Raw genomic sequence first — 21072 nt, 5'->3', positions numbered from 1 at the left:
GCGTTAACGGTCGGCCGTCCGTCGAGAGGGTTAGGCCGTTTCCCAAATGAGCAGGTTGCTTGTTACCGGCAGCGAGTACCGGACAATTCCGTTAGCGTGTCAGCTTTTCCAAAGCCGCGAGCCTCTGCCGCTCGATTGCGGACGTTCGCTCGAAACCTTCCAGATCGCTTACCAGACCTATGGCGAACTGAACGCGGACAAAACCAACGCAATTCTCGTCTGCCATGCGCTGACGGGCGATCAGCACGTCGCCGACCGGCACCCGATGACGGGAAAGCCCGGCTGGTGGGAGACGCTCGTCGGGCCCGGCAAGCCGGTCGATACGACGCGATATTTCGTCATCTGCTCGAACGTGATCGGCGGATGCATGGGCTCGACCGGCCCGGCATCGATCAACCCCGCGACTGGCAAGCCGTGGGGGCTCGACTTCCCCGTCATCACCATCGACGACATGGTGCGAGCGCAGACGCGGCTGATCGATCATCTCGAAATCTCGGAGCTTTTCTGCGTGCTTGGCGGCTCGATGGGGGGCATGCAGGCGCTCGAATGGTGCGCGAGCTACGGCGAACGCGTTTTTTCCGCGATGCCGATCGCAACCGCCGCGCGCCAATCGTCGCAGAACATCGCGTTCAACGAGGTCGGCCGACAATCCGTCATGGCCGATCCGGAATGGCGCGGCGGCCGTTATCTTGAGGACGGCACGAACCCGGCAAAGGGCCTCGCGGTGGCGCGGATGGCAGCGCACATAACCTACCTTTCCGATGACGCGCTGCACCGGAAGTTCGGCCGCAACCTTCAAAATCGGCAGAAGGTCACTTTCGGCTTCGACGCCGATTTCCAGGTGGAAAGCTACCTTCGATATCAGGGCATCAGCTTCGTCGATCGTTTCGACGCGAACAGCTATCTCTATATCACCCGCGCCATGGATTATTTCGACCTTGCGGCCGACTGCGATGGCGTGCTTGCGAACAATTTCACCGGCACGAAGACGCGGTTCTGCCTCGTGTCGTTTACGAGCGACTGGCTGTATCCAACGCGTGAGAGCCGTGCCGTTGTACAGGCGCTGAACGCGGTGGCGGCGAATGTGAGCTTCGTCGAGATCGAGAGCGACAAGGGCCACGACGCGTTTCTGCTGCATGAGCCGGAGTTGTTCGACACCGTGCGCGGCTTCCTCGAATCCGCGCGCGCGAAGCGCGGCCTGCCGGCGGCCCGGAGGGCAAGATGACGGCCTATGAAGACAGCGCGACTTTTGCCTCGGCGCAGGCGGTGCAACACCGCATCGACCTTCTGCTCATCGCAGGCATGGTGGAGGACGGCGCGCGCGTGCTCGATGTCGGCTGCGGCACCGGGCAGTTGCTGAAGCTTCTCGAAGAAAAGAAGAATGTGGACGGGCGCGGCATCGAACTCTCGCAATCCGGCGTGAATTTCTGCGTGGCGAAGGGTCTGTCCGTGATCCAGGGCGACGCGGACCACGACCTCGTTAACTATCCCGATCTCGCCTTCGACTACGCGATCCTATCGCAGACGCTTCAGGCGACCACGCGCCCGAAGGAGGTGCTTCAGGAACTGCTACGCATCGCGCGCCATGTGATCGTCTCGTTTCCGAATTTCGGGCACTGGCGCATCCGCACGCAGATCCTGTTCAACGGACGCATGCCCGTAACCTGGAACCTGCCGGAAGCGTGGTACGAGACGCCGAACATCCATTTCTGCACCATCGCGGATTTTCGCGAGTTGTGCGATGTGGCGGGCGCCCGGGTCGAGCGCTCCTTCGCGCTGTCGCCGAACGGGCGACCGCTCGGCAGTCGTGTTCCAGCTTTCATGCACAACATCGTCGCGCAGCAGGCGGTATTCCTGCTGACGGCGGGAGACAAAGGCTGAGGGCGTTTGGTGGGCCGCCCGGACGGCGGACGCAAAAAAGCCGCGAGGTGTCGCTTCCTCGCGGCCGTGAGATAGGCTGTCACACAGCCCGTTGCGCCATGCAATGGCGCAACGCTATGACGCATCAGGCATTCGCCGGAGGCTGCTCCAACGACGTCAGGACACGCACAAGCTGTGGCTCCAGCGCTGAAATCCCACTCGACATCGGATCACCTCCTTTCGTTGCATTGCTCATGGGTTAAGGGTGTCATCGAACTTTTCCGATGTAAAGAGCAAATGAGGACGGGCTACATCAGAAAAGTGTGTTCTACCTTTCGGTGGGCGGGGCGATGCTTTCATCCTAAGTCACGAACCGGGCTTGGCAAAGGAAACCGCTCTTGCGCGTCTTGCCCGAGAGGCATAGTTTGCCGTGCGCATTCCCGTATTTCTGGAGAAAGATAATGGCCTTCCTGTCCGACGCGCTTGCTCGCGTTAAGCCCTCGCCCACCATCGCCGTGTCATCCAAGGCGCGCGAGCTGAAAGCGGCGGGCAAGGACGTGATCAGCCTCGGCGCGGGCGAGCCCGATTTCGACACGCCGGACAACATCAAGGAAGCCGCCATCAAGGCCATCCGCGACGGCAAGACGAAATATACGAACGTCGACGGCATCCCCGAGCTGAAGCAGGCGATATGCGCCAAGTTCAAGCGCGAGAACAACCTCGACTACAAGCCGAGCCAGGTCATGGCGGCGCCGGGCGGCAAGAAGGTCATCTTCAACGCCATGGTCGCGACTTTGAACCCCGGCGACGAGGTGGTGATCCCCGCGCCTTACTGGGTGTCGTACCCGGACATCGTGCTGCTCGCGGGCGGCACCTGCGTGTTTGCGGAAGCGGGCATCGGCACGAAGTTCAAACTGTCGCCCGAGACGCTCGAAGCGGCCATCACGCCGAGGACGAAGTGGGTCATCTTCAACCATCCGTCGAACCCGACGGGCGCGGCCTATACGCGCGACGAGTTGAAGGCGCTGACCGACGTGCTGCTGCGTCATCCGCAGGTGTGGGTGCTGTCCGACGACATGTACGAGCACCTTGTCTATGACGGCTTCAAGTTCACGACGCCCGCCGAGGTCGAGCCCAAGCTTTACGACCGCACGCTCACCGTGAACGGCGTGTCGAAGGCCTATGCGATGACCGGCTGGCGTATCGGCTATTGTGGCGGCCCCGAAGCGCTCATCAAGGCGATGACGACGCTTCAGTCGCAGACGACGTCGAACCCGACGAGCATTTCGCAATGGGCCAGCGTCGAGGCGCTGAACGGCACGCAGGATTTCCTGCCCGTGCGCGCGGAGAACTTCAAGCAGCGGCGCGACCTCATCGTGTCGCTCTTGAACGACGCCGAAGGCATCACCTGCCCGACGCCAGAAGGCGCGTTCTATGTCTTCCCGTCCTGCGCGGGGCTGATCGGCAAGAAGACGCCCGGCGGCAAGGTGCTGGAGAACGACGAAGACGTGGTAACGGCGCTTCTCGAAGACGAGGGCGTGGCGGTTGTCCACGGCGCGGCTTTCGGGCTTTCGCCTTATTTCCGCATCTCCTACGCGACATCCGCGAAGGAGCTTGAGGAAGCTGGCCGCCGCATCCAGCGCTTCTGCGCAAGCCTCAAGTAGCAGCGCCGTCGAGCGAAAAACGCTAGCAAGGCCGGGCTCGCCCGGCCTTTTTTTGCGCGCGTCATCGCGCCAGACCACGCGCAGGTTGCGCCACTCCTCCGCCCCATCGCCGTGTCATCATCGCTTCGCAGGCGCGGCGTAATTTTTCGCGCCAAAAGGAAGAGGTGAAAAATGGCGGCTGTTCGTGGAGCCGGTTTCTCGAGTGCGGTTCGAGACGACTATCAATTTGAAATCCTGCGGCGCAATCTCGATCAGGCACAGGAACTCGGCGTCGATTTCGTAGAAATCCCGATTTTCGCGATGGATCTGATTGCGGGCGGACGCGTCATCCAGAGCCAGATGCGCCGCCTCAAGGAAGCGCTGCGACCGCGCGCGCTCTCCTATACGGCGCATGGGCCAATCGCGGTGAACTTCATGCAGCGCGAACTTTCCGAGCGTCACTTCGACGTGGCGCGCGCGAGCGTGGAGGCGGCGGCCGAAATCGGCGCGGCGCATGTCGTCTTCCACACCGGCGTCATGAAGATGAACGACACAGGGGCAATCGAAGCGGCCTATAGCAACCAGCGGGACTATTTCGCAAAGCTCGGTGATGTCGCCGCCGAGCACGGCATCATCGTCGCCGTCGAGAATGTCTTCGCGACGGCAGAGGGCGAGACGACCGCGCTGCCGTCGCGCCTTGCCCACGAGATCGAGGCCATCGGTCATCCGAGCGTGTTGGCATGCCTCGACTTCTCGCATGGTGCGATCACATGCGCGGCGCAGGGGGCGGATTTTCTGGCGGAAGCCGAGGCGCTCGCGCGCGTGGCGATCCACCTGCATATTCATGATTCGTTCGGCGATCCGACGAAGCTCCGCACCTACTCGGACGCCGAACGGCTCGCCTATGGCATCGGCGATCTGCATGCGCCCATCGGCTGGGGCAACCTGCCGTGGCAGGAGATGATGAAGCGCTTCACTTTCCGCCCGGACGTCATCTTCAACCTCGAACTGCCGCCGCGCTATTGGTACGCGCTCGACGACAGCGTGCGCGAGATGCACGAGATGATCGAGGTCTACAAGGCCGGTCGCGCGAACGCCTGAACCAGTCGCGCCTCCGTGCTATCGTTTGCGGATTCGGAAGCGGAGGAGCGCGCGATGGCAATCGTTGGCGGGGTGGGGTTCGCGAGCGCGGCATGCGAAGACCCCGATTTCGAGGCGCTCCGGCGCAATCTGGATCTCGCCGAGGAACTGGGCGTCGGCGTCGTGGAACTGCCGCTGTTCGCGCTCGATATCATCGCGGGCGGCCGTTTGCTGCCCGATCAGATGAAGCGGCTGGCGCACGCCATCGGGGCGAGGCCGTTTGCATTTACGGCGCATGGCCCGGTGGGGGTCAACGCGATGGACTCGCCGGACCTCCTCGCCCGTCACCGGATCGTTGCGGAAGCGGCCATCGCCGCAGCATCCGAGCTTGGCGTCTACCGCATCGTCATGCACACCGGCCATATCGCACGCGCCGACGAAGGGCAGATCGAGACAGCCTACGCCCGCCAGCGCGACGTGTTTCGCGCGCTTGCCGATGTCGCGGCGCGGGGTGGCATGAGCCTTGCCATTGAAAACATCTATGTGCCCGATCGCGGCCGGATCGCGCCGCTTCCGTCGCAGATCGCACGCGAGATTGCGGCTATCGCGCATCCGAACGTGACGGGCTGCCTCGACTTCGCGCATGCGGCGCTCGCCTGCGCCGCCGACGGTGCAGATTTCATAACGGAGGCCGGGACGCTCGGCCGCGCGTCGGCGCATCTCCACCTGCACGACTGCTTCGCCGATCCCGCCGATATGCCCATCTTCGTGCCGTCCGAGCGCGTCGCCTATGGCCTCGGCGACCTGCATCTGCCGCTCGGCTGGGGAAAGCTGCCGTGGCCAAGCCTGATGGACGAGTTGGCTTTCCTGCCGGACGCTCTGTTCCTGCTGGAGTTGTCGGCGCAATATCGGTTTGCGTTGCCGGATGGCGTGGCCCGCGCGCGCGATCTGGCCGCCACGTACGAGCGAGCACAGCACAGCCGCTTCGAGGGGTAACGCCGTAGGTGCTGAACGGAAAGTGTGCCGTCTTTACGCGCGCATAGAGCGCGTCTTTATCCCCGCATGCTTCGCCTTATTTTCCGGCTCGACATGGATCGTAACGCGTGCACCCGGCACCTCCTTGTTCAGGGCAGCTTCGATGCGGTCGCAAATGTCGTGCGCGGCGCTTACCGTCATGGTCGCGGGCACCACGAGATGAAATTCGATGAAGGTGACAGGGCCGGCGGCGCGCGTGCGCAGATCATGCGCTTCGAGCGCGCCGTTCGCCTGCGCTCCGATGGTTGTCTTGATGGCGGCGAGCGTGCGGGGATCGGCGGCCACGTCCATCAAACCGCCGACGCTGTCCTTCATGAGCCGCCAGCCTGCCATGAGAATCCACCCGCCGACGCAGGCCGCGATGATCGCGTCGAGCCAGAGCCAGCCGGTCAGGACGCCGACGATGAGCCCGAGGATGACGCCGATCGACGAAACAACGTCGGATAATACGTGCTGGCCGTCGGCATACAGGGCGGGCGAGCGCTCGCGGCGTCCGATGCGCGTCAGATGCCATCCCCAGCCGGCGTTGATGACCGTGGCGACGCCGTTGATCGCAAGGCCGAGGATCGGCGCATCGAGCGCCTTCGGATCGAAGAAGCTGGCGGTCGCTTCGCGGAAAATCGCAATGGCCGCTACGGCGATGAGCGCGCCTTCGAGCACGGCGGAGAAATACTCCACCTTGTAATGCCCGAACTGATGATTGGCGTCCGCTCCTTTCGCGCTGAGCCGCAGCGCGAAATAGGCGACGGCGGCTACCACGACATTGATGATGCTCTCAAGCGCGTCGGACCACAGCGCCACCGACCCCGTAAGCACGGCGGCGAGCCATTTCAGCGCGAGAACGAACGCCGCCACCCCGGCGCTCTGGAGCGCATAGCGGCTGAGGGCAATCATGGAATGAGACCTCGTCACCTGTCGCGCGTCGTCAGGTCGCGCCTCCAAGGCCCACACAGAGCAGGTTCGGCGCGGTCGTTACAAGCGAAAAATGCTGCACGACCAAGGCCCCGGGCATGCCGGGAAGCATGGCATTCAGGTAGACAAGCCCGGCCGAGCGGCGCGGGTATCATAGATTTGAAACAGCACCGGTGCGCTGGCCAAACTAGAGGTAGTTATATAATTCAGTTCTCGTTCGAGTTTTTCTTAACGGTTTTCTGGCTACGCAGCTTGTCCCTTGCTCTTTCGATTGCTTCGTTCTCATCCTTTATTTCCTGAAGGCGGGCGTTTATTCCCGTGAGCTTTTCGATGACCGACTGGATGTCGACAATAAGACTATCAATCTTTTTCATGGCATCACCATTCACAATACGATGAGCTGAATATAGAGTCGTTATCGGTGTGCGGGAACAAAAAATCTGTTCAGTCTTAACATATAAAAACATAAAAGAATTTATCGGATGTCGTCGCTTTAAGTCATTCTTTCCATGGCGACGGGTGGGGGTGCTATGACCCCAGTCAAGATCACCGCGCTATTCTTGTCGTTTCTCACCGGAAAACGACGGTCCGGTTGCCATTGACCAAAATACGGTGTTCCACATGCCACTTTACTGCGCGCGAGAGAACGAGGCTCTCGACGTCGCGACCCATGTTCACAAGATCCTCGATCGACATCGAATGATCCACGCGGGCGACTTCCTGCTCGATGATCGGCCCCTCGTCGAGCGCGGGCGTGACGTAATGTGCCGTGGCTCCGATCAGCTTCACGCCGCGCATATGCGCCTGATGATAGGGCTTCGCGCCCTTGAAGCTGGGCAGGAACGAATGATGGATGTTGATCGCGCGCCCTTCGAGCGTGCGGCAGAGGTCTTCGGACAGCACCTGCATATAGCGGGCGAGCACGACGAGATCGATCTTCTCATCCTCGATAATCTCGGCGAGCTTGTGCTCCTGCTTTTCCTTCGTATCGGCCGCCATGGGCAGATGATGGAACGGGATGTCGTGGCTTGCCGCGAGGCGGTAGAAATCGCGATGGTTCGACACGATGGCCGGGATTTCGACCGGGAGCGCGCCGACACGGTGCCGGTAAAGCAGATCGTTCAGGCAGTGCCCGAATTTCGATACGAGGATCAGCACCCGCATGCGTTCGGCTACAGGATGCAGCCGCGTGGTCATCTTGAATCGGTCGACCACGGGCTTCAGCATGCGTTCCGCGCCCGCCTCGTCCATCGTGTCCGGCGCGGAGAAAGAGACGCGCATGAAAAAGCGGTTGGACTTCACGTCGCCGAATTGCGCGCTATCGGTGATGTTGCATCCGTGCTCGGCCAATATCCCGGCGATGGAGGCGACGATGCCCGATTGATCGGCGCAGGACAGGGTCAGAACGAACGCTGGCTTCTGGAAGGACATGGAGAACTCTTGAGGTGTGGCCGGTTAACACCTCCTTCATACTCCGCTCGCGAGGAAAGCGGAAGAAGCACCGTTCGCGCAGCTTAACGCCGCAGTGCATGGCGTTCCGCGCAACTTTAGATCGGCCTGCGGTAAATCCGACTCGGTTACCGCTTCGGCGTCATCTGGCTTTGCGCGACCGCAGCCAGCACCTTCAAATCTTCCTCGCTCCTGTCCGACGTAATGAAGAAGCGAACGCGATCGAAGACCCAACTCACGCCCTTGAGCGAGCCGATTGTCTGAACCGTGACCGCGTTGTCGCCGCTTTCGGTGCCGGGGAGGGCGTAGAAGGTGATCGGCGGCTCGGCTTTCGAGGAATAGGTGAGCTGCATCATGCGGTCCTGACGGTAGTTGAACGTCTGGCCGCGATAGAGCGTATAGCCTTGCCGGGTGAAATCGGGCGGCGTCAGCGCGCGCCCCGTGATCTTGGAGAGCTGGAAGCGGATAAGCTCCGGGTTCGCGATGGCGTCGGGGTAGGGCGTCAGCGTCTCGCGCGGGAAGTAGCTGTGGAACCGCGCGATGTCGGTCGGCCATGCCGTCGGGGCGATCACCGCCGAGGCGGGCCGATCGGTGTCTTTCGGGGGAAGCGGCGCGGGATCGCCGGCGAGCAGCGTTGCGCCGTAACCGCCCAGCAGTCCGCCGAGGAAGACGGCCGCGACAAAGATCATCTGCCGCGCGGCGGCGGGCTGCGTCGACGTGGAGGCCGCCGCCGCGGGTCGGGCCACGGCTTGCGACGCCGCGCGCTGCGGACGGGCCTGCGCGTCGGGGTCGCCGGTCTGAAGCGCGGCTTTCGGCACGGCGATTTCGTCACGGGCGAAGGCGCCGAACGTCTCGATGAGTTGCGCCTGCGTGCGCTTCAGCCGCGCGATGCGGCGCGACACCTCGGCATTGACGGACGAAAGCTGCGTAACTTCGGCGGCCTGGGACTTCTCAAGCTGCCCGTCGAGATAGGCGAGAAGAAATTCGTCGGAGAGTTGCGTCATGCGGCACGCTCCCTGATGATCGACGGATCGATTTCAAGGTCGCTCTGCCGGGCCTTATCCGAGAGCCCGCGCGTATCGAGCCAATGCGAAAGCGCCACATGGCCGCGCGCGAGGTACTTCATCAGCCCGAGCACCGGAAGACCGACGGCGTCGGCGGCTTCGTCATAGGACGCACCCTCGCCGTAAACGAGGTAAAGAGCCGCCCTCTGCTGCGACGGCAAACTTGAGATGAATTTTGCGAAATGGGCGTTGCCGGCAAGCGATCCCTTCAGGAGGCTCGCGCCGAAAAGGCGGGCATCCGGCACGTATTTCTTCTGAAGGTTCGGATCTTCGGCAAGCTTCGTGTTCCACAGCGCATAGATGCGGCGGAAGGCCTCCGTCAGATGATCGCGGTCGTCCTCGCGCCAATCCTTCCGGTTTTGCAGGCTTTTGAGCGCGCCGCGAAGGAGAGCCTGGGCGAGGTCGGCATTGGCGGTGATCGCCAGCGCGAACTTGTAAAGACGCGGTGCCGCCGCGAGAAGACCGTCGCGCGCGCGGCTCTGACTCTGCCCGAAGTTCGCCATGATACGCGGCCTCCTTTACAAATTGAAAGAACCGTTACTCTTTCCGATAATGGCACGGAAAGGTTGACGCGCGGTAAAATGACAACAGCCGCCACTACAACGTAAGGCCGCTTCGGGTTTCGGGCGATTTCGTTGCTCACGGCAATTGCCTTTATCGCCGAAGTCGTGAAAAAACTATGATCCGTGCGTTTACGGCGACGGCTCAAGGCCGTTCGCGGACTTTATCGCGGCAGGGCGGGCATGACGGACGACGACTCCGAGAACCAGCGTCTGAGCAAGTTTTCGAGGGCTGACCGCGGTGCCTATGGCTTCGGCGGTCCCTCTGCCGCGAAGCCCGACCCGCTTGCCGAAGCCCTGGAACAGGTGATCCGGGGCCGCGCGCAGCCTGCCGACCGCATCGAGACGCATGTTCCCGACGAGCCGCCGCCGCCGCCGCGCCCAGCACCTCAAGCGATCCATTCGCGGCTGATCGAAGAACTGCACAGCGCGCGCGAGCAGATACGGCAAGCGCCCTCGAACGAAAGCGCGGCGCCGCACATCCTGGAGGGCGAGATCTTGCCGCCGCCAGGCTCCCTCTCTCCCGCTGTGCCGGACGCGGTCGATGTGACGCCGGAACCGGGCGGCTCCTTTCTGCGCCGAGCGAAGGAGAACGTGCGCGGGCTTCGGATATCGGCGGCCGAGCGGCTGCACCGTTCGACGCGCGTGGCCGGGCATCTCGCCGCGAGCGGCCGACGCGCTGCCACCGATACTGGCGCGGCATTGTCCCGGCGCATGCGCCTCAAGGACTGGCGACGCAGGCGTCTCGCGCTTCTCTGCCTCGTACACCGGCATGTGTTCGACCGGCACACGGAGCGGCTTCTGTTCAGCAAGACGCCGCCGCTCGAAGTCTATGCGGTGAGCGAGGGCGAAAAGGGCATCGAAAAGGAATTCGTCTATCGCGGGCCGATGCCGAAGAAGGTGCTCGACTGGGCGCTTTCCGCGCTGCCCCGCGATCTGAAGCGCCATGCCTTCCTCGATTTCCGCGCGGGCAACGGTCGCACGCTTCTTCTGGCGGCGCGGCGGAATTTCGAATACGCGGCGGGGTACGCCTTCGACACCGAGGGCTGCGAAGTCCTCGAAATGAACCTCGCGCAATACCCGCGCTCCTGGCTCGATTGCCGCGACGTGCGCGCGCTGCGTGGCGACCGCGACGGCCTGCTGATCCCATCGCAGCCCTCCGTGCTGTTCTTCCCCGACGCGCTTCCGACCGGCCATATCGACATCATCCTCAGTTACATATCCGCGTCGTTGCACCTCGACCCGCGCGAGATCTGGCTCATTTTCGAGAACGCCGGTCGTGAAAAGGGGCGCGAGCAGATGGAGCTGTTCGATAAGGTGCCGCTGCCGTTCGCGAGCGAGGTGAAGACGCGGCTGTTCTCGCCCGTGCCGGTTGCGGTTTACCGGTCGAAGAATGAGGGAGAGGCCTTGGAATGAGCGACTCGAACCGCGAAACCTTGCGATCCTATGACGCCCGCGTCCGGAACTATGTCGCCGGGACCGCGCAGACGGTGAGCGGCGAGGCGAAAGACTGGATCGATGCGGCCCTCTCTGGCCTTCCCGACACAGCGCGCATTCTCGAATTGGGAAGCGCCTTCGGACGCGACGCCGCCTACATTGCCTCGAACGGATTCGAGATCGAATGCACCGACGCCGTGCCCGGTTTTCTGGCGGAACTCAAAGCGAAGGGGCTGGCTGCGCGGCACTTCAATGTGCTGACCGATGAATTGACGGATCGATACGATCTCATCCTCGCCAACGCGGTCTTGCTGCATTTTGCGAGACACGAGTTCACCTACGTTCTGAAGAAGATGGCGCGTTCGCTCAAGGATGGCGGACGTTTCGCATTCAGCTTGAAGAAAGGCCAAGGCGAATCCTGGTCGAGCGAGAAAATCGGCGCGCCGAGGTTCTTTTGTTATTGGGAGCGGCAAGACTTGGAGCCGCTTCTTGCCGATGCCGGTTTCGCTTCCTGGAGTGTGAGCGAGGCGCGGACCTCGCGCGCGCATGCCGAGTGGCTCTTTATCATCGCCTTTGCACCGAGATCCTATCTTTGAAAACGAGGCGGCCGACGTGCCTCTCGTTGACCACCAGCAATTGCACACGCATCCGTGAGCAACCCGTTACGGTTGCATCCGGGCAACGGTGACGGGGCAAATCCTCCGCAAGGGAAGCTGTCTTGTTGACGCTTCGGGCTGGCGGGTGGAAAAAACGTGCTCGAATACGTTATGTGCAAGAGGGAAGCGGATGGGCTTTAACCGGGATGCGCAACGTCGGGGCCGTTTAGCGGTCGCGGCGCGACAGTCGTTTGCGCTCTTCGTGGCAGCGTTTCTGCTCGCCGCCTGCGCCTATATTCCGCGCGAGCCATTTACCGCGCAGGAACAGGCCATCGCCGAGATTCCCGGCATTCCGAACGCGCGCTTCTGGGTAGACGGCAGCGACGCGGAACTGCGCGAATTCGTGCGCGGCACCGCCTTGTCGGGAGCCATTTCCTCGACGGGCAGTTTCGACGTGCTCGCCCTTTCCGGCGGCGCCTATGATGGCGCTTATGGCGCGGGCGTCATCAATGGATGGACGGCAACGGGAACGCGGCCGAAATTCGCCATCGTGACGGGCGTCAGCGCAGGCGCACTCATCGCGCCGCTGGCATTTCTCGGACCGGCCTACGACGCGCGGCTTCAGGAAGCCTTCGCGGGCACCGCCGCGCAGTTTCTCGGAGACCTTGGCGGCGTGTTCTCGCTGCTCGGCACAGCCGAGGTGCGCCGTCAGTCTCTTGTCGAACTGGTGGATGCCTTCGTCGACTTCGAACTTCTGCGCGCGGTCGCGGCCGAACACGCCAAGGGCCGCCGTCTTTTTGTCGTGACGACCAACCTCGACGCGCAGCGCGGTGTCGTCTGGGATATGGGCGCCATCGCCGCCGCCGGGCCGCAGTACCGCGATCTGTTCCGCGATGTGCTCGTCGCCTCTGCAAGCATCCCCGGCGTTTTCGGTCCGACCTATATCGAGGTTCAGGCAAACGGCCGCCGCTTCCGCGAAATGCACATCGACGGCGGCGCGACAACGCAGGTCTTCATCCTGCCGGACGTTGTCTTCGCGACGGGGCGCGGCCTCTCGACGCCGAAGGGCACTCCCGCAAAATTGTGGGTGGTGATCAACAACCGCCTCTCGCCCGAGTTCGAAGTGGTGGAATCCGGCATCCTGTCCGAGGTGCCCCGCGCGTTTTCAACCCTCATCAAGGCAAGCGCCAAGGGCACGCTCTATGCGGCGACTTCGTATGTGGGGCCGGGCCATTTCCACCTGACCTTCATCGACAAGGGGTTCGACGATCTTCTGAAGACGATGCCCGGCTTGCAACCCGGATTCAACGCGCCGTACATGCAGACGCTGTTTCGCTACGGCTACGACAAGGCGCGATCTGTTCAGCCTTGGCTGCTGTCCGTGCCTTTGCCGGGAAATGGGTTGAAGCCGCGCGCGACCATCGCCGCGATTCAATAGCGGTCTCTGGCGGGCGCGGGGCGACGTCGCTCGATCCGCTATCGGCGAGCGCGGTTTTTCCGTCGTGCCGACAGACCGGTGCGCGGCCTCTCGACAGCGCTTGGCGGAGTGCCGAGCCGGTTCGGTGTGCGCTCAACCTGCAACGGCGGTGCCGGATTGCTGGGAAGCGGCCCACGCACATCCGGCGGAGGTTCGACCGCAATAGGGGCACCACCGCCAATTCGGCCGTCGGGGCTTTGCGCGACGGCGTGCCTCGGTCCGCAGACCGCCGCACCGAATAGGGCAAAAAGGGCGAGCGTCGCGGTGAGCCATCGATGCTGCTTCGGTCGGTTTTCCATTAATCCATCTTCCGTTACGGAAACGGTTGCGACCGCCTCGCCAAATCCGCGAGCCGCGCGCGTTGTTTCGAAAAGCCCGCTGACATCCCGCGGAGAGCCGAGATCGCGGCGCTGCCGGCTGACATGGCATTCACCCGGTGAGGTTCTGGTCTCAGCTTGCAGTCGGCGGATTACAGGAAGGCTGCTATTTCCCGGCCAATTTTACGAAGCGGCGTGGGCGAGACGCCGAACAACCCCGCCGCCGCCATCGACTGCGACGCCGCTGCCGCTCGTCTTCACCATGATTTGCGCCTAATCGTGCACACAGCATCCGCGACTCGTCGCGTCGATGCGGCCTGCTCTTTCGAGGGAAAGTGACATGACAACGGTTCTCATCATATTGGTCCGCCTCGGCGGCCTTATCGCGCTCGGCCTTGGAGCGGCGTTCTTCGGCAAATATCTGCCGGTCGAGGGCGTGCCGCTGCTCGCGCATAAGATCGCGGGCGGTATCGCGGCCCTCTCGCTGGTTCTGCTTGCAATTCAGGGCTTCTCGCGCGCCACCGTAGTCGCCATCCTCGCCGCGATCGTCGCGGCTGCAACGCCGGCAATCGGCATCTACCAGCAGGGGATTGTCGATATCGAGATGGCCAAGCTCGTGCACATCGCCCACATTATTACCGGCGTCGGTGTACTGGCGTTCGCCGAAATTCTGGCGAAGCGCATCAAAGCGTCGAGAGGCTATGCGCTGGCGCACTGAGGCCTGCGTGTTGGAAAATCGTTGGCGGGGGCGTTCGCGTCGAACAGCTCCTGTCCAGTGTCGGCTACGCTTTTCATCCCGCGGTGCGCGCGTGCGAAGGCGGGCGCACAGCCGCTCCAAACCGCGCTCGTGAGGCCATTCGCAGAAACCGGCTCACAGTCCGTTTGAGCGGAGATGAGGGGGTTTCGTGGAGAATGCGCGATAGCAATTTCGTGTTTACGGATGCGAAAAAGCTAACGCCCCTCCGGGCTCTTTTCCTTATGCCGGGGATGCTGGTTCGCGCTCCGTTTTTCCCTTTCCAAATCCTCGGGCGTCTTCCTTGCGGGGGCGACGCCGAGCAGCTCGTCGACGTCAATGACGCCACCTGCTTCCGGGTTTGGCTCATTCAGACTATTGGGCTCCTGCTCGATTCGCAGCGGCTGTCCGTCGTTGATGCGACCTCGCTCCTGCGCGGCCGAGCCGCCTGCAAAAGCCGCCATCGCCAGTCCCGTGGTCAAGGCAAGTCCAAGGACGTGTAAGCATTTCCGGTCCATATTGCCCTCCGGGCTAGATCCAAACAGTTGAGCGATGCCGCGTCGTGCCGCCTGCGGCCAGATCGGAGCGACTCATATGCGTTCGCTCGAACACGGGGCTCCTGCCTTCAGCGTGGCAGCTTCTGCCCACAACCCTCCTCAGACGCGCGGCGGCCGCTCGGTTCGATGCTAGGCGTGCGATGTTGAGGAATGTCTGCGCGAATGCGGGTGATTTTAACGATTGCCGGATGCTGGCGCGCTCGCCAGTTGGCTGCCCCCGCCGACTGCGGCACCGCGACAGTCGGCTCGCCCATCTCGCCCCGATCACGCTGCCCAGTGGCGACGTCCATCGAGCGGACGCGGTACTCCCGGTTGCCCCAGTGGACATTCGAGCGCCTCGCGGTCCCATCTGGCGGTTGTCGCCGCCGCTTCGTAGCTGCTCTGCAGAAAGACGAGAAGCGTCGAATCCGGGGCAGCCGCTGTCCTTACAGCGTCGTACGGGAGCAGAAACTCGCCAAGCGCTTCGCTGAAAAACGCCGCGTCCGGCTCGACCGGCTGGCGCTTGAAGTCGTCCGGCGTCGGGTAGGCGTACGAGTAAAAGGCGGGGTAATCGATTCCGTTGCCGCCGGGCCAGAAGCCCGCACTCGACACTTCGTGCGAATAGGCTTCGCGCGTCACGTCGTCGGAGACGCCCGGCACGCCTCCCGGATGCAGCGGCGCGCGTCGCCCGGAAAAGCGCGTCACCGCGAGGTCGAAACTGCCCCAGAAGAAATGCACGGGGCTGCACTTGCCGATGAAACCGGTGCGGAAAAGCTTGAACACGCGGTCCACCTGGACAAGCGCGCGCCAGAAGCGGTGCGCGGCGTCGCGGTCGTAGGCGCGGTGGATGCGGTCGTCGCGAAAGGGAATGGCGTTCGGAATTTCGGAGGGGATCTCGTAGATATTCACCGCAATATTGAGGCTGCCCAGCGTTTCCATCAGCCGCGCCTGAAAGTCGGCGACCGTTTGCGGTTCGAGTTTCAGCTCGCGGCGGCTGCCCTCGCTCGTCGCGATGGTGAGGACGTGGTCCTGAAAGTCGAAGGCGATGTCGAAGGTTCGCGCGCCATAGGGAATCGGGGAGGTGTCGAGGCCGCGCGATGTCACGTAAAGCGGCACCTGCCACGAATGGTTCAGCCAAGGCGTGAGCGCGAGTCGCACCTTGCCCACGATCTGCATCCACAGTTGCAGCGTGGCGGCGGTGTCCTTCCATTCGGGGTAGGGAATGTCGGGCCAGTCGCGCGACGTCGATGCCGAGGGCGAATCCATGCGTTTCTCCGGGTGCGCATTCCGAGCCATTGCGGCCCCCGGCCGGAAAGCGCCAGTGTCGAAGTTGCGTTTCGAGGCGCGAACCAGATGCGGGTAAATGTTCGCGGCGGCCGCGTAGAGTCATACAAACGAGACGCGATCTTGTGCCCGCAGCGATGCGAAAAGGGTGGCGAAGGCGATCCGGCGCCATCAGCGGCGGGGCAGACGGACGCGCGCGCGGAGATCGAGGTCTGGACGCTCAAGACCGGAAACGGATGGCAGCGTCGAAAACGAAAACGCCGGGCGAGTGCCCGGCGGTTCGATTTGAGAAGCCTTCCCGGCTGCCAACAAGCTTAGTAGGCCGAGGCAATCGCCTCCACGCCGTCCTTGCGGTAGATGTCGCGGCGGAACTGCACGGTTCCATCTGGTGTGGACCAGGCCGTAATATAGGTCCAGTACAGCGGAACGCGCTTCTTGAGCCGCACGAACAGACGCTCGCCCGACTGCTTCATGCGAAGCACCTGCTGCACCGACCAGCCATTGTCTTCGAGCAGCCAAGCCACGAGTTGGTGAATGTTCTGCACGCGAATGCAGCCCGAACTGTCGGCGCGGAAGCTCCTCTGGAACACGCTCTGGCCGGGCGTGTCGTGCATATAGACGCCCTGCGGGCTTGCGAAGTTGATCTTCGCGAAACCGAGCGGGTTCTCGTCGCCGGGCGCTTGCACATAGAAGTAACGGAGCGGCGCGTCCGACGACCAGTCGATCTGCGACGCGTCGAGCTTTTTGCCCTTCTGATAGTCTTCGTGGGTTGCATACGCGTCGATCTTGTACTTCGCGAGCACATCCTGACCGCCACGGCCCTTCGGCACGAGGTCGTATTTCAACACGGTGGGCGGCACCACCCATTCCTTGTTGAAGTTGATTTCTTCGATTGCCGAGTTCAACAGCGGTGACGGCCGGTCCGGCTTGCCCACCACGCCCGCGTGTCGGGAAATGACCTGATTGTTGTTCACAGCCTCGATCTGCGCCGCCGGGATGTTCACGATCACATATTTGCCGGCGGGCGTACCCGGCACGAGGCTTTGGAGCCGCGCGAGGTTGGTGCGCAGCTGGCGCAGCCGCGCGCTAGCGGGGACGTTAAGGGCCTCAATCGTCGTCTGGTCGAGAAAACCCGTGGGCGGAATGCCATGACGCTCCTGCGCCCGCTTCACAGCCTGCTCGACATAGGAGTCGAACACCTCCGGATAGCCGCCATAGGCCTGAAGATCGCCCGTGACCTGCAAACGTGTGCGGAGCTGGACGACAGCCGGATGGCTCATCCCGGTGCGAAGTTCGATTGGCGGAAGTTGCGGCCAGCCGCCACGCGCGACGATCTCGGCATATTGCTTGATCGCAGTCTTCGTGGTGGCGATATTTTCCTTGGCGAGGGTCGGGAAGCCGCGTTCGGGCTGCGTCTCCCACTCACGCTGAAAGGCGCGATCTCGCATCGGCTGTTCCCAGGAATCGTCGGACTGGTCAAAGCCGAGCCAATCGTCGATCGAGCTTCCCCTGCGCTGAGCGTCCGCTCCGAAAGACCCAACGACAACCATGAAGGCGGCCGCAACGAAAGCAGCCATGACCCTCGGTTTCATCATCCCCATCCCGTCTCCAGCACTCAATTTGAAAGCAAACGCAACGCGATTTGCCGGTAACCTTAATGCGCTACGTGCCACCGAATTATGTCTATAACGGGGTTATTTTCCCGTTGGGCCGAGGTCAACGGCTCCGTATTCCCGCGCTGTCCCAATTACTCCCAAAAGCCTTTAAATCCAATGAAATCTGACAACCGTTTAAAGTGACTTGTCCCGTGTAATCCCGCGTTGTACCGTCCAAGCGCACCCGAAGTCGAGGTATTATTGAAGGTATCGATTATGGCTCTGAGCGATTTGAAGATCCGCACCACGAAGCCAACAGAGCGCGATTTCAAGCTCTCCGACGCAGACGGTCTCTATCTCCTTGTTCGGCCTAACGGCTCGAAGCTATGGCGCTTGAACTATCGCCATCTCGGTAAGAACAAAACCCTTGCCATCGGGAAGTACCCCGACATCGCTCTATCGACGGCGCGCGACAAGCGTGCAGAAGCAAGGAGACTTCTAGCTGAGGGTGTGGACCCGTCCTATCGAAAGCAGGTCGAGGTCGCCAAGGCCAAGGTAGCGGCGGCGAACACTTTTGAGGCGGTAGCGGAGGAGTATCTCGCCTCCCTCGCACGAGATCGTTCGGAGGGGACCGTTCGTGCGAACTCACATATTCTGCGGAAGAAGGTGTATCCGCTTCTCGGCAGGCGTCCCATAGCAGAACTCCGTCCGCACGAAATCCTCGAAGCGTTGCAATCTATCGAGGATAGAGGGCAAGTCGACATGGCCCATCGCGCCCGCACCCTTATAGGTAAGGTGTTCCAGCTCGCGGCGTTGAGCGACCGTGCTCCGACCGATCCAACCGTCGTACTTCGCGGTCGGCTTAAGAGTTGGCGAGTTCAGAACCGGGCTTCGGTGACAAGCGAACAGACATTTGCACCGCTGTTGCGGCGGATTGATACCTACGAAGGTTCCCCGAACGTGAGGGCTGCAATGCTGTTCCTCGCTCACACCTTCGTTCGAACCGTCGAGCTTCGTTTCGCCACATGGTCGGAGATTGACCTAGAAGATGGCGTCTGGCGCATCCCCGAAGAGCGTATGAAGATGGGACGACCTCATGATGTCCCCCTGACAGCCTCGACACGCGCAATCCTCCGCGACATGGCGAAATTCCGTAGGGGAGATTACATCTTTGTCTCAGCTCACGTGGGTAAGAGTGTGCTCGGAGATGGGACTCTCAGGAAGGCAATGAAGTCCATTGGGTATCAGGGGAGGATGACCCCTCACGGTTTTCGTTCGAGCGCGTCATCGATCTTGAACGAGCGCGGCTATCGGAGCGACGTGATCGAAATGCAGCTTGCCCACGTCGAGAAAAATGCCGTCCGAAGGGCCTACAATCGCACTCTTTATTGGAACGAGAGGGTCTCGATGATGCAGGACTGGTCCAACCTCGTGGACGGATGGAGAAAAAGGTGAAGCGGGGGCTTATCGGCATGGGCGCCCATTTGTAGATACCCGGCGGCGACGGACGCGGACATTACTTGGGGCGCTGCGGGGGCGTCTTCGCCGCCCGATCAACGGTGAGTGCTTCCACGCCTATACGAACACTGGTCCGTCATGAGACCCGGTAGCATAGCGGTCATGGACAATCCCGATGCCGGCACAGGGCGATCCGCGGAGCCGGGGCGAGGCCCCTCTTTATGCCGTCCTGTTTCCGCTCTCAACCCGATCGAACTGGTGTTCGTCGGGATCAACTCATGCGCCATGGACAGACTCGTTGTTTGGGAGTTTTAAAACACAGCGCGCACGACTCGGGATTATGTGGCCTTGGCGACCGCGTAGGTTCTTATTTCGGCGGCTTGAAGTAGAAGTCCTCATCCGGAATGCTACCGTAGACGAAGGGTTGCTGCGCATCCTTCGTTGCGGTCTGCACCGTGCTCGTTACCCTGCGAAAGAAGCGGTTAAGTTCTAGGTCTTCGCCAATATGCCTTAGGATCGCCGCCGCAAAGGGGCTGTTCGCGCCGTCGCCGTCGCTCGCCAAGGTTCCGGCCTGGGCGGCATAAAAGACTACTTCGCCGCGCCCCGGCTCGATGCGCCCGAGCCCCCGGTCCACTGCGCGCGTGGCGGTTCCCATCTCCATGCGCGGCAGGAAGGGATTGTTGCGGCAGGCGTCGAGCAGCACGACGCGGAAGCGCGCGCGCTTCATGCGGTCGAGCACGCGGTTGAGCGAAACCGTCTCATCGGGAACGTCATTGTCCCGCAGAAGCTGCCCGTCCTTCGGGATCAGCCAGTTCTCGCCCTTCAGTTCGATGCCGTGGCCTGCGTAATAGACGAGCGCCCAGTCCGCATCCCGCGCCGTGGTCTCGAAGGCGGCGAGCGCCTGTTTCATTCCGGCGAGCGGCAGGTCGTATTTCGCGGTGACGGCGAAGCCGAGCGCGCCGAGCTTCGAAGCGATGGCCTCGGCGTCCTTGCGCGCGTTCGGCAGGGTGGTCACAGCGTCATAGGCGCTGTTGCCGATGACGAGCGCGACGCGGCGGCCGAGGGGGCGGGTTTGTGCGGGCGCGGGCGCAGCTTGCGCATCCTTTGCAGCCTGTTCTATGGCTGCGAGGCGTTTGCGCGCGGTGGAGTAATTCGGATCGAGGCGAACGGCTTCCCTATAGTCGGCGATGGCGCGGTCGTAATCGCCTTTCTTCTCGTAGATATCGCCACGTGCTCGATAATAAGAATCGTATTTCGGATCGAGGCTGATGACTTTGCTGAAATCAGCGATAGCGTGGTCCAGGTCACCCCTTTTTTCGTAGATTTCACCACGCCATTTATAAAGATTGTCGTATTTCGGATTGAGGCGAATGGCCTCGCTATAATCGGCGATGGCGCGATCGAGTTCGCCTTTTTTCGCGTAGATTTCAGCACGCTCCGTGTAATTGCTACTGTCTTGCTCAAGGCGAATGGCTTCATTTAAGTCGGCAAGTGCGCGATCCAAGTCCCCCATCTCTTTGTAAACAATGCCGCGTCTGTAGTAGATACCGTTGTTTGTTGAATAGATTCGAATGGCTTCACTATAATCTGCTATTGCGCGGTCGCGTTCTTCTTTCATCGCATACGCATAGCCGCGTTGATAATAAGCAGAATAATCTTTGGGGGCTAAGCGAATGGCGTTGCTGTAGTCGGCTATGGCGAGGTCATATTTTTTGTCATCGCCGTAGACGTAGACGTCGCCACGCTTTATATAGGCGACTACCTTGTTTCCCGTCGCCTTCCCGTCGATGATCAGCGTACAGGCACGGAGGGAATGGTCGTCATCTCTCCCCGACTCGCAATCGGCCTTCGTATCCGCCCACGCCGCACCACTTCCCGTCACCATCAGCGCCACAGCCAGAAACAACGCGCGCATATCCCCCTCCGCCCGTCACAGTTCTTTCAATTTCTATATCGGGATGGATCGGCGCGCCAGCGCCTGCCTGCGGCCTCGGCGCGGGAAAGCGCCGAGGTTCGGCGGCCCCCCCCTTCGTGCA

19 protein-coding genes are annotated in these 21072 nt (G+C 62.0%); 10 read left to right on the top strand and 9 right to left on the bottom strand.

Features of this window, described 5'->3' with window-relative positions:
* The first annotated feature begins 46 nt into the window (after window positions 1-46).
* From metX to RVAN_RS06410, 5 genes are all read left to right on the top strand, one after another.
* Window positions 47-1225, top strand: a complete 1179-nt coding sequence (gene metX / locus RVAN_RS06430) for a homoserine O-acetyltransferase MetX (protein ID WP_013418945.1) — start codon at window positions 47-49, stop codon at window positions 1223-1225.
* The gene (gene metW / locus RVAN_RS06425) at window positions 1222-1881 is read left to right on the top strand and encodes a methionine biosynthesis protein MetW (RefSeq protein WP_013418944.1); all 660 of its coding nucleotides are present in this window, start codon (window positions 1222-1224) and stop codon (window positions 1879-1881) included. Before metX ends, metW begins: the two co-directional genes overlap by 4 nt.
* 440 nt (window positions 1882-2321) lie before the next feature.
* On the top strand, window positions 2322-3524 hold the full coding sequence (locus RVAN_RS06420) for a pyridoxal phosphate-dependent aminotransferase (RefSeq protein ID WP_013418943.1): 1203 nt from the start codon (window positions 2322-2324) through the stop codon (window positions 3522-3524).
* Window positions 3525-3695: 171 nt separating this feature from the next.
* Window positions 3696-4604 (top strand): sugar phosphate isomerase/epimerase family protein, encoded by a 909-nt coding sequence (locus tag RVAN_RS06415; protein ID WP_013418942.1) that lies wholly within the window; start codon window positions 3696-3698, stop codon window positions 4602-4604.
* Window positions 4605-4658: 54 nt separating this feature from the next.
* Window positions 4659-5579, top strand: a complete 921-nt coding sequence (locus RVAN_RS06410; protein WP_013418941.1) for a TIM barrel protein — start codon at window positions 4659-4661, stop codon at window positions 5577-5579.
* A 33-nt stretch (window positions 5580-5612) separates the two neighbouring features.
* On the opposite strand, the gene RVAN_RS06405 is transcribed toward RVAN_RS06410, so the two are convergent.
* The 5 genes from RVAN_RS06405 to RVAN_RS06390 form a co-directional block, all read right to left on the bottom strand.
* Window positions 5613-6512, bottom strand: coding sequence for a cation diffusion facilitator family transporter (locus RVAN_RS06405; RefSeq protein ID WP_013418940.1), 900 nt, complete (start codon window positions 6510-6512; stop codon window positions 5613-5615).
* 224 nt (window positions 6513-6736) lie between these two features.
* Window positions 6737-6904 (bottom strand): hypothetical protein, encoded by a 168-nt coding sequence (locus RVAN_RS20070; RefSeq protein WP_013418939.1) that lies wholly within the window; start codon window positions 6902-6904, stop codon window positions 6737-6739.
* A 196-nt stretch (window positions 6905-7100) separates the two neighbouring features.
* Window positions 7101-7961: a formyltetrahydrofolate deformylase gene (gene purU, locus RVAN_RS06400; RefSeq protein ID WP_013418938.1), complete on the bottom strand. Its 861-nt coding sequence runs from the start codon at window positions 7959-7961 to the stop codon at window positions 7101-7103.
* 146 nt (window positions 7962-8107) lie between these two features.
* Window positions 8108-8983, bottom strand: coding sequence for a hypothetical protein (locus tag RVAN_RS06395; RefSeq protein ID WP_013418937.1), 876 nt, complete (start codon window positions 8981-8983; stop codon window positions 8108-8110).
* Complete coding sequence (locus tag RVAN_RS06390; protein WP_013418936.1) at window positions 8980-9546, bottom strand: sigma factor-like helix-turn-helix DNA-binding protein; 567 nt, start codon at window positions 9544-9546, stop codon at window positions 8980-8982. The genes RVAN_RS06395 and RVAN_RS06390 overlap by 4 nt, the downstream gene beginning before the upstream one ends.
* A gap of 240 nt (window positions 9547-9786) precedes the next feature.
* Between RVAN_RS06390 and RVAN_RS06385 the strand changes: the two genes are divergently transcribed.
* The 4 genes from RVAN_RS06385 (at window position 9787) to RVAN_RS06370 (ending at window position 14148) form a co-directional block, all read left to right on the top strand.
* Entirely contained in the window at window positions 9787-11019 is a 1233-nt protein-coding gene (locus RVAN_RS06385; RefSeq protein ID WP_013418935.1) for a hypothetical protein, read from the top strand.
* A complete protein-coding gene (locus tag RVAN_RS18755) occupies window positions 11016-11636 on the top strand; it encodes a methyltransferase domain-containing protein (RefSeq protein WP_013418934.1) in 621 nt (206 codons plus the stop codon). The genes RVAN_RS06385 and RVAN_RS18755 overlap by 4 nt, the downstream gene beginning before the upstream one ends.
* Window positions 11637-11898: 262 nt before the next feature.
* Window positions 11899-13074, top strand: coding sequence for a patatin-like phospholipase family protein (locus RVAN_RS06375; protein WP_049779243.1), 1176 nt, complete (start codon window positions 11899-11901; stop codon window positions 13072-13074).
* Between the two features lie 696 nt (window positions 13075-13770).
* Window positions 13771-14148, top strand: coding sequence for a hypothetical protein (locus RVAN_RS06370; protein WP_013418932.1), 378 nt, complete (start codon window positions 13771-13773; stop codon window positions 14146-14148).
* A gap of 233 nt (window positions 14149-14381) precedes the next feature.
* On the opposite strand, the gene RVAN_RS20065 is transcribed toward RVAN_RS06370, so the two are convergent.
* From RVAN_RS20065 to RVAN_RS06355, 3 genes are all read right to left on the bottom strand, one after another.
* A complete protein-coding gene (locus RVAN_RS20065; protein ID WP_155942364.1) occupies window positions 14382-14627 on the bottom strand; it encodes a hypothetical protein in 246 nt (81 codons plus the stop codon).
* Window positions 14628-14984: 357 nt separating this feature from the next.
* Window positions 14985-15965: a DUF5996 family protein gene (locus RVAN_RS06360; protein WP_013418930.1), complete on the bottom strand. Its 981-nt coding sequence runs from the start codon at window positions 15963-15965 to the stop codon at window positions 14985-14987.
* A 332-nt stretch (window positions 15966-16297) separates the two neighbouring features.
* The gene (locus tag RVAN_RS06355) at window positions 16298-17560 is read right to left on the bottom strand and encodes a L,D-transpeptidase family protein (RefSeq protein ID WP_041788473.1); all 1263 of its coding nucleotides are present in this window, start codon (window positions 17558-17560) and stop codon (window positions 16298-16300) included.
* 294 nt (window positions 17561-17854) lie between these two features.
* On the opposite strand from RVAN_RS06355, the gene RVAN_RS06350 reads away from it, so the two are divergent.
* On the top strand, window positions 17855-19033 hold the full coding sequence (locus RVAN_RS06350; protein ID WP_013418928.1) for a tyrosine-type recombinase/integrase: 1179 nt from the start codon (window positions 17855-17857) through the stop codon (window positions 19031-19033).
* Window positions 19034-19403: 370 nt separating this feature from the next.
* Here the strand turns inward: RVAN_RS06350 and RVAN_RS06345 are convergent, their stop codons facing one another.
* Window positions 19404-20951 (bottom strand): tetratricopeptide repeat protein, encoded by a 1548-nt coding sequence (locus RVAN_RS06345; RefSeq protein WP_013418927.1) that lies wholly within the window; start codon window positions 20949-20951, stop codon window positions 19404-19406.
* Between the last annotated feature and the right edge of the window lie 121 nt (window positions 20952-21072).

The sequence above is a fragment of the Rhodomicrobium vannielii ATCC 17100 genome (assembly GCF_000166055.1).
Lineage (GTDB): Bacteria > Pseudomonadota > Alphaproteobacteria > Rhizobiales > Rhodomicrobiaceae > Rhodomicrobium > Rhodomicrobium vannielii.
Note: the sequence above shows the minus strand (reverse complement) of the source record. Positions and strands in the feature narration are given on the sequence as shown.

What these genes read in the sequence shown, in the direction of transcription:
- RVAN_RS06360 (WP_013418930.1), bottom strand. Translation starts at nt 15,965, where the DNA reads ATGGATTCGCCCTCGGCATCGACGTCGCGCGACTGGCCCGACATTCCC.
- RVAN_RS20065 (WP_155942364.1), bottom strand. Translation starts at nt 14,627, where the DNA reads ATGGCGGCTTTTGCAGGCGGCTCGGCCGCGCAGGAGCGAGGTCGCATC.
- RVAN_RS06345 (WP_013418927.1), bottom strand. Translation starts at nt 20,951, where the DNA reads ATGCGCGCGTTGTTTCTGGCTGTGGCGCTGATGGTGACGGGAAGTGGT.
- RVAN_RS06355 (WP_041788473.1), bottom strand. Translation starts at nt 17,560, where the DNA reads ATGGCTGCTTTCGTTGCGGCCGCCTTCATGGTTGTCGTTGGGTCTTTC.
- RVAN_RS06395 (WP_013418937.1), bottom strand. Translation starts at nt 8,983, where the DNA reads ATGACGCAACTCTCCGACGAATTTCTTCTCGCCTATCTCGACGGGCAG.
- metX (WP_013418945.1), top strand. Translation starts at nt 47, where the DNA reads ATGAGCAGGTTGCTTGTTACCGGCAGCGAGTACCGGACAATTCCGTTA.
- RVAN_RS06410 (WP_013418941.1), top strand. Translation starts at nt 4,659, where the DNA reads ATGGCAATCGTTGGCGGGGTGGGGTTCGCGAGCGCGGCATGCGAAGAC.
- metW (WP_013418944.1), top strand. Translation starts at nt 1,222, where the DNA reads ATGACGGCCTATGAAGACAGCGCGACTTTTGCCTCGGCGCAGGCGGTG.
- RVAN_RS20070 (WP_013418939.1), bottom strand. Translation starts at nt 6,904, where the DNA reads ATGAAAAAGATTGATAGTCTTATTGTCGACATCCAGTCGGTCATCGAA.
- RVAN_RS18755 (WP_013418934.1), top strand. Translation starts at nt 11,016, where the DNA reads ATGAGCGACTCGAACCGCGAAACCTTGCGATCCTATGACGCCCGCGTC.
- RVAN_RS06390 (WP_013418936.1), bottom strand. Translation starts at nt 9,546, where the DNA reads ATGGCGAACTTCGGGCAGAGTCAGAGCCGCGCGCGCGACGGTCTTCTC.
- RVAN_RS06385 (WP_013418935.1), top strand. Translation starts at nt 9,787, where the DNA reads ATGACGGACGACGACTCCGAGAACCAGCGTCTGAGCAAGTTTTCGAGG.
- purU (WP_013418938.1), bottom strand. Translation starts at nt 7,961, where the DNA reads ATGTCCTTCCAGAAGCCAGCGTTCGTTCTGACCCTGTCCTGCGCCGAT.
- RVAN_RS06405 (WP_013418940.1), bottom strand. Translation starts at nt 6,512, where the DNA reads ATGATTGCCCTCAGCCGCTATGCGCTCCAGAGCGCCGGGGTGGCGGCG.
- RVAN_RS06420 (WP_013418943.1), top strand. Translation starts at nt 2,322, where the DNA reads ATGGCCTTCCTGTCCGACGCGCTTGCTCGCGTTAAGCCCTCGCCCACC.
- RVAN_RS06370 (WP_013418932.1), top strand. Translation starts at nt 13,771, where the DNA reads ATGACAACGGTTCTCATCATATTGGTCCGCCTCGGCGGCCTTATCGCG.
- RVAN_RS06415 (WP_013418942.1), top strand. Translation starts at nt 3,696, where the DNA reads ATGGCGGCTGTTCGTGGAGCCGGTTTCTCGAGTGCGGTTCGAGACGAC.
- RVAN_RS06350 (WP_013418928.1), top strand. Translation starts at nt 17,855, where the DNA reads ATGGCTCTGAGCGATTTGAAGATCCGCACCACGAAGCCAACAGAGCGC.